The following is a 6,717-nucleotide window of genomic DNA, read 5'->3' on the forward strand; positions in this document are numbered from 1 at the left end:
GCCCGCACCGCCCGCCTAGCGGCCGCCCTCCCGCTCCCTCTCCTCCACGTACGCGTTGTACGCCGCGACCTGCGCCCGCCGCGCCACCCGCTCCACCGGCCGCAGCGCCGCGCCCCGCGCCGCCATCTCCGAGGCACTCACCGCGCCGCCGTGACCGTGGTCGTACGCCAGGTCGACGAGCAGGCCGACGCGCTGGGCCAGCTCCAGGACACGGACCGCGCGCGGGGGATAGCCGGGGGCCAGGACCTCGCGGCCGGGCTCGGCACGCGCGCGGTAGGCGTCGCGCGCCGCCTCCGCCGCCGGACCGGAGGCCGCCACGTCGAGGCGGGTCAGCACCGTGGTCGCCTCCCGCAGCGCCTCCGCCAGCTCCCGCTCCGCCTCCCCGAGCGACGGCACGTCCGCCGGCGGCGCCTCCCGCACGGTCAGGACGTGCCAGACGACCTCCACGTGCACATCACCCGCCGGCCCCGCCTCCGTCACCTCCGGCACCAGCCCGTACGGCGCGCCGAAGCCCACCACCGCCTCCTCCGCCTCGAGCGCCCGCGCGTTGAACTCCGGCGGACCGCTCAGCCCCAGCGGATGCCCCGGCGCGGGCAGCGCCACCCGCCACCCGGTCACCCCGAGCCGCCGCAGCCGCCCGAGCGCCAGCGTCAGGCCCACCGGCCCCGCCTCGCCCGGCAGCCCCTCCACGCGGTGCACCGCGTCCTCCCCGACAATCGCGAGCGCCGCATCGTCCGGCGACACCGCCCCGGCCAGCAGGGCATTGCCCCAGGCGGCCAGACGTCCTGAGCGTGGTTCCGAAAGCATGCCCCCCAGCGTAGGGACTCGTACGGGCCCCGAAGGCGCAAAGCAAGCCCTAAGGACCGGCCCGCCCCGCCGGTGGCGTAGGTTTTCCCTGGACGCCGCGCCCACAGGCGCAAGGCGACGACACGACTCGACCGCAAGGGGAGACAACGCGCTCATGAGCGATGTACTGGAGCTGGTGGACGTATCCGTGGTCCGCGACGGACGGGCTCTGGTGGACGAGGTCTCGTGGTCGGTCAAGGAGGGCGAGCGCTGGGTCATCCTCGGCCCCAACGGCGCGGGCAAGACCACCCTCCTCAACATCGCCTCCAGCTACCTCTTCCCCACCAAGGGAACGGCGACCGTCCTCGGCGAGCGCCTCGGCGGCGTCGGCACCGACGTCTTCGACCTCCGCCCCCGCATCGGCATGGCCGGCATCGCCATGGCGGAGAAGCTCCCCAAGGGCCAGACCGTCCTCCAGACCGTCCTCACCGCCGCCTACGGCATGACCGCCACCTGGCACGAGGACTACGACCCGGTCGACGAGGAGCGCGCCAAGGCCTTCCTCGACCGCCTCGGCATGACCGACTACCTGGACCGCAGGTTCGGCACCCTCTCCGAGGGCGAGCGCAAGCGCACCCTCATCGCCCGCGCGATGATGACCGACCCCGAGCTGCTCCTCCTCGACGAGCCCGCCGCCGGACTCGACCTCGGCGGCCGCGAGGACCTGGTCCGCCGCCTCGGCCGGCTCGCCCGCGACCCCTACGCGCCCTCCATGATCATGGTCACCCACCACGTCGAGGAGATCGCCCCCGGCTTCACCCACGTCCTGATGATCCGTCAGGGCAAGGTGCTCGCCGCCGGCCCCATGGAGACCGAGCTCACCTCCCGCAACCTCTCCCACTGCTTCGGCCTGCCGCTCGTCGTCGAGCACCGCGGCGACCGCTACACCGCGCAGGGCCTGCCGCTGAAGTGACGGCCGGGGCGTCGTGACCGCACAGCACCGCGCCCCCGTCCGCACTCCTCCGCCTTCCTCCGCCCTCCGGCACCCTGTCCCGGAATGCCCCGCCGCCCTACCATGACCACGTGGACATCGATGCGTGGATCTGGTGGCTGATCGCCGCGGTGGGGCTCGGCATTCCCCTCGTCCTCACCGCGATGCCCGAGCTCGGCATGCTCTCCGTCGGCGCGGTCGCCGGAGCCGTGACCGCCGCCCTCGGCTTCGGCGTCGTCGCCCAGGTGGTCGTCTTCTCGGTCGTCTCCGTGGCCCTCATCGCGGTGGTACGCCCGCTCGCGGCCCGGCACCGCGACGGCCGCCCCGGACACGCCACCGGTGTGGACGCCCTGAGAGGCCGCCAAGCCGTCGTCCTGGAACGGGTCGACGGCAACGGCGGCCGCATCAAGCTGGCCGGCGAGATCTGGTCCGCCCGCACCCTCGACTCCGGTCAGAGCTTCGAACCGGGCGAACAGGTCGACGTCGTCGACATCGACGGGGCGACCGCCGTCGTCATGTGACCGCCCGTCAACCGGTCCAGCAGCCCCGCCAGGTGACCGGCCGTCACCCGACGGGCCGACGACCGGCACCGGACCGATCACCGTCTGACCGAACCTCGCCCATGACCCTCCCGCGTCTGGGAGACTCGATCATCACGATCATCATCTGGTGAACAACCGGCAGCGAAGGGCACAGGGAACACGATGTCAGCAGTCATCATCGTCCTGATCATTCTGGTGGTGCTTGTCTTCATCGCCCTGATCAAGACGATCCAGGTCATCCCGCAGGCCAGCGCCGCCATCGTGGAACGCTTCGGCCGCTACACCCGCACGCTCAACGCCGGACTGAACATCGTCGTCCCGTTCATCGACCGCATCCGCAACCGGATCGACCTGCGCGAACAGGTCGTCCCCTTCCCGCCCCAGCCGGTCATCACGCAGGACAACCTGGTCGTCAACATCGACACCGTCATCTACTACCAGGTGACCGACGCCCGCGCCGCCACCTACGAGGTCGCCAGCTACATCCAGGCGATCGAGCAGCTCACCGTCACCACCCTGCGCAACATCATCGGCGGCATGGACCTGGAGCGGACCCTCACCTCCCGCGAGGAGATCAACGCCGCCCTCCGCGGAGTCCTCGACGAGGCCACCGGCAAGTGGGGCATCCGCGTCAACCGCGTCGAGCTCAAGGCCATCGAACCGCCCACCTCCATCCAGGACTCGATGGAGAAGCAGATGCGCGCCGACCGCGACAAGCGCGCCGCCATCCTCACCGCCGAGGGCATCCGCCAGTCCCAGATCCTCACCGCCGAGGGCGAGAAGCAGTCCGCGATCCTGCGCGCCGAGGGCGAGGCCAAGGCCGCCGCCCTCAAGGCCGAGGGCGAGGCCCAGGCCGTCCGTACGGTCTTCGAGGCCATCCACGCCGGCGACCCCGACCAGAAGCTGCTCTCCTACCAGTACCTCCAGATGCTCCCGAAGATCGCCGAGGGCGACGCCAACAAGCTCTGGATCGTGCCCAGCGAGATCGGCGACGCCCTCAAGGGCCTCTCCGGCGCCTTCGGCAACGTCGCCCCCGGGGTCCCCGGCTTCAACACCAAGGGCAACGGCTCGGGCAGCGGTCCCGAGCGCCGCGAAGAGCCCCCCGTCGACTAGATGTATTGACCTGTGAGGTTGGGGACGCGGCTGGCGGGTGGTTGCCCTTTCAGCGCGGTGTGTCCGCGGTGGTGATTGTAGGTGTGCAGCCATTGCGGGAACGCTGCCTGCCGTTCGGCTTCTGACCGGTAGGGGCGGGCGTAGGCCCATTCCTCCAGCAGGGTGCGGTTGAAGCGTTCGACCTTGCCGTTGGTCTGTGGCCGGTAGGGCCGGGTGCGCTTGTGGACGATTCCGGCCGCGGCCAGGGTGTCGCGCCAGTCGTGTGAGCGGTAGCAGGAGCCGTTGTCGGTCAGGACCCGCTCGACGGTGATTCCGGCCTGGCGAAAGAAGGCATGGGCGCGCTGCCAGAAGCCGGCGGCGGTCTCCTTCTTCTCGTCGGTGAGGATCTCGCTGTAGGCGAGGCGGGAGTGGTCGTCGACGGCGGTGTGCAGATAGCTGTAGCCGAGGTTGGGGCGGCCGTGGCGGGTGCGGGGTCGAGAGGGGTCACGGTGCGCGGAGCTGTTGCGGCCGCCCTGGCTCCTGCCGTGGATCTTGTGTCCGCCGCCGTCGGGGATGTTGCCCAGCTTCTTGATGTCGACGTGGACGAGTTCGCCGGGCCGGTCGCGTTCGTAACGGCGCACCGCGCGGCCGGTGGCACGGTCGAGATGGGACAGACGGGCCAGGCGGTAGCGGGTCAGGACGCGGTGCACGGTCGAGGGCACCAGGTGCAGGAAGTGCGCGATGCGGGCCGGTCCCCATCGGCGCAGCAGGCGGACCTTGATGATCCGTCGCTCGGTGCGGGTGGGAGTGCGGTTCGGGCTCGTGCGTGGGCGGCTGGAGCGGTCGGGCATGCCGGCTTCGCCCAGCTGCCGGTAGCGGTCGGCCCACCGCTGGGCGGTGGTGGGCGAGACCTGGAAGCGTTCGGCGGCCCGGCGAAGAGTCCAGCCGTCCTCGACCACGCAACGGGCCAGGCGCAGCCGTCCGGTCTCGGTCAGGGGTGCATTACGGTGGGGCACGAGGGCCTTTCTGTTGGTGTAGACGTCGCAATCCACACCGAACCGGAAGGCCCTCACCCGTTCAAGATTCCCCAGCCGAGACCTGGCTCACCGTTCACAACCTCCCCGGACAGAACAACTAGACGGCGCCACCCCGGCCTCCCGCCCGGTTCCGGCCACGTTCGACCGCAGAAGATGACTGACACGTACACGTAATCTCGGGCATGATCGTTGACGAGCCCCTCGACCCCGACCGACAGGCGGGGCGGGGAGGCGACTCACCGAACCCATAAGGAGATGGCTTTGTCCATCTGGGAAATGCTCGCGGTCTTCGCGGCCGGCACCGCGGCCGGCACCATCAACACCATCGTCGGATCGGGAACACTCATCACCTTCCCGGTCCTGCTCGCCACCGGACTCCCGCCGATCACCGCGAACGTGTCCAACGCCCTCGGCCTCGTCCCCGGCTCCATCAGCGGCGCCATCGGCTACCGCAGCGAACTCAAGGGCCAGACCACCCGCGTCCTCCGCCTCGGCGGCGCCGCCCTCCTCGGCGGACTCGTCGGCGCCGTCCTGCTGCTCGCCCTGCCCTCCGAGGCGTTCGACGCCATCGTCCCCGTCCTCATCGGCATCGCCCTGGTCCTCGTCCTGCTCCAGCCCCGCATCTCCGCCGCCGTCCGGCGCCGCCGCGAGGCCACCGGCACGACCGCCCACCCCCACGGCGGCGCCGCCCTCCTCGTCGGCCTCTTCCTCGCCAGCGTCTACGGCGGCTACTTCGGCGCCGCCCAAGGCGTCCTCTACATCTCCCTCATGGGCCTGCTGCTCCACGACACCCTGCAGCGCATCAACGCCGTCAAGAACATCCTCGGCGCCGTCGTCAACGGCGTCGCCGCCGTCTTCTTCCTCTTCGTCGCCGACTTCGACTGGACCGCCGTCCTCCTCATCGCCGTCGGCTCCACCATCGGCGGCCAGATCGGCGCCAAGGTCGGCAGACGCCTGCCCCCCACCGTCCTGCGCGGAGTCATCATCGCCGTCGGCGTCGTCGCCATCCTCCAGCTCACCCTGAAATGACGGCGGGGCCCGCCCCCTACCCGGGGCGGGCCCACACGACTGCACCACCTGCCTACGCGGCCTGCCCGGCCAGCCAGTCCGGCAGCTCCGACCGCTCCGCGGCCCGCAGCGCCAACAGCATCGCGTCCGCCGGCGACGGCACGAACGGCTGGTGCAGCAACGGCATCCCCGCCTGCTCCGGCGTCCGGTCCGCCTTACGGTGATTGTCCTCCGCACACGAGGCCACCGTGTTCAGCCAGTTGTCCCCGCCCCCCTGAGCCCGCGGCACCACGTGGTCCACGGTCGTCGCACGCCTCCCGCAGTACGCGCACCGGTGCTGGTCCCTGACCAGCACACCCCGCCTCGACCACGGCGCCTGTCTTCGGAACGGCACCCGCACGTACCTGCAGAGCCTGATCACCCGGGGCACCGGCATGTCCACAGCAGCCGCCCGCACGCGCAGACCGGGGTGTTCCTGCTCCACGACGGCCTTGTCCTGCAGGACAAGCACCACCGCACGGTTGAGTGTGACCGTCGAAAGCGGCTCGAAGCTCGCGTTCAGAACCAGCGTGTCCCGCATAGTGCCCACCTCCCGTGTGCCGGCCCACCCCCGCGGCGGGCTTGGATCAACTCTGGCCGGGCGCGCCGGGTAGGACAACGCAATATCCGCGCAAAGAAAGATGCCCGCTTCTGATCTCTCCAAGACCAGAAGCGGGCAAACAACGGACGAACGCTGAGCTTTACGCGGGGTGCTCGTACTCCGCCACCAACTGCGCACGCCCCAGCGTGTGGAAACGCAGGTTGAAGCCCACCGCGGCGGGCGACGCGTCGGCGTCAGGACCGAGCTTCTCCTGATCCACCGCGTACACCGTGAAGACGTACCGGTGCGGACCGTCCCCCTTCGGCGGCGCCGCCCCGCCGAAGTCCTTCGACCCGTAGTCGTTGCGGGCGTGCACGGCACCCGCCGGCAGCCCCTCGAACGAACCCGAGCCCGCACCCGCGGGCAGCTCCGTCACCGACGCCGGGATGTCGAACAGCACCCAGTGCCAGAACCCGCTCCCCGTCGGCGCGTCCGGATCGAAACAGGTCACCGCGAAGCTCTTCGTCTCCGCCGGGAACCCCTCCCAGCGCAGCTGCGGCGAGGTGTTCCCCTCCGCGTACACCTGAGCGTCCTTCAGGAACCCACCCTGCTCGACGTCCTCGCTCACCACCGTGAACGACGGCACCGCCGGGTGGAAGTCGTGCGGGAGCGGCGCCCTCT

The 6,717-nt window shown here is 70.9% G+C and carries 8 protein-coding genes (1 of these 8 running past the window's edge); 4 read left to right on the forward strand and 4 right to left on the reverse strand.

Annotated features, from left to right (window positions below):
* Window positions 1-15 precede the first annotated feature (15 nt).
* The gene (locus ABD954_RS26850; protein ID WP_345489746.1) at window positions 16-807 is read right to left on the reverse strand and encodes a hypothetical protein; all 792 of its coding nucleotides are present in this window, start codon (window positions 805-807) and stop codon (window positions 16-18) included.
* A gap of 154 nt (window positions 808-961) precedes the next feature.
* Between ABD954_RS26850 and ABD954_RS26855 the strand changes: the two genes are divergently transcribed.
* The 3 genes from ABD954_RS26855 (at window position 962) to ABD954_RS26865 (ending at window position 3,432) form a co-directional block, all read left to right on the forward strand.
* Window positions 962-1,759, forward strand: coding sequence for an ABC transporter ATP-binding protein (locus tag ABD954_RS26855; RefSeq protein ID WP_345489748.1), 798 nt, complete (start codon window positions 962-964; stop codon window positions 1,757-1,759).
* 110 nt (window positions 1,760-1,869) lie between these two features.
* Window positions 1,870-2,298, forward strand: coding sequence for an NfeD family protein (locus ABD954_RS26860; RefSeq protein WP_345489749.1), 429 nt, complete (start codon window positions 1,870-1,872; stop codon window positions 2,296-2,298).
* 183 nt (window positions 2,299-2,481) lie between these two features.
* Window positions 2,482-3,432 carry an SPFH domain-containing protein gene (locus tag ABD954_RS26865; RefSeq protein WP_345489751.1) on the forward strand — a complete coding sequence of 317 codons (951 nt, stop codon included), beginning with the start codon at window positions 2,482-2,484 and terminating at the stop codon, window positions 3,430-3,432.
* Here ABD954_RS26865 and ABD954_RS26870 read toward each other — a convergent pair.
* On the reverse strand, window positions 3,429-4,427 hold the full coding sequence (locus ABD954_RS26870) for an IS481 family transposase (protein WP_345489753.1): 999 nt from the start codon (window positions 4,425-4,427) through the stop codon (window positions 3,429-3,431). The two genes, ABD954_RS26865 and ABD954_RS26870, sit on opposite strands and share 4 nt — an antisense overlap.
* A gap of 276 nt (window positions 4,428-4,703) precedes the next feature.
* On the opposite strand from ABD954_RS26870, the gene ABD954_RS26875 reads away from it, so the two are divergent.
* Window positions 4,704-5,477: a sulfite exporter TauE/SafE family protein gene (locus ABD954_RS26875; protein WP_345489755.1), complete on the forward strand. Its 774-nt coding sequence runs from the start codon at window positions 4,704-4,706 to the stop codon at window positions 5,475-5,477.
* Window positions 5,478-5,529: 52 nt separating this feature from the next.
* Here the strand turns inward: ABD954_RS26875 and ABD954_RS26880 are convergent, their stop codons facing one another.
* Window positions 5,530-6,036: an HNH endonuclease gene (locus tag ABD954_RS26880; protein ID WP_345489757.1), complete on the reverse strand. Its 507-nt coding sequence runs from the start codon at window positions 6,034-6,036 to the stop codon at window positions 5,530-5,532.
* A 160-nt stretch (window positions 6,037-6,196) separates the two neighbouring features.
* Window positions 6,197-6,717, reverse strand: the 3' portion of a protein-coding gene (locus tag ABD954_RS26885) for a YbhB/YbcL family Raf kinase inhibitor-like protein (protein WP_345489759.1). It continues 13 nt past the right edge of the window; 521 of the gene's 534 nt are visible here — the last part of the coding sequence; the start codon falls outside the window, past its right edge — the gene reads right to left on this strand; the stop codon is at window positions 6,197-6,199.

This window comes from Streptomyces roseoviridis (assembly GCF_039535235.1).
GTDB lineage: Bacteria > Actinomycetota > Actinomycetes > Streptomycetales > Streptomycetaceae > Streptomyces > Streptomyces roseoviridis.